General features: G+C 52.9%; 1 protein-coding gene. It reads right to left on the reverse strand.

Annotated elements, in window-relative coordinates; genetic code table 11:
- Window positions 1–482 (reverse strand): aminomethyltransferase family protein (locus ACYP03_RS24035; protein ID WP_459782366.1); only part of this gene is annotated, 482 nt, incomplete at both ends.

The raw sequence follows: 482 nt of genomic DNA on the forward strand, positions 1-482 counted from the left end.
GCGCCAGCTCTTCTGCTTTACCTGACGGTACAGAAATTTCGTAGCCGTCTTCACCTGTGTATCCAGAGCGACTGACATAACATTCCGCGCCCAGCAGGTCCAGTTTAGTGGCATCCATAAACAGCATATCGCTGACGGCAGGATTCAGCCGCGCCAGCACCTCAGCCGCTTTAGGGCCTTGCAGGGCAAGCAACGCACGATCGTCGAGAATTTCCAGTGTCACATCAGCAGGAAGGTGCGCCTGGATGTGCGCAATGTCTTGCTCTTTACACGCCGCATTGACCACAACAAACAAGTGATCACCAAAGTTTGTCACCATCAGGTCGTCTAAAATGCCACCGTTTTCGTTAGTAAAGAAAGCATAACGCTGCTTGCCTTCCGGCAGATCGATGATGTCGACAGGAACCAGTGCCTCCAGGGCTTTCGCTGCGTTTTCACCGTGCAGACGTAACTGGCCCATGTGGGAAACATCGAACAAACCG

The sequence above is a fragment of the Photobacterium sp. R1 genome (assembly GCF_054600795.1).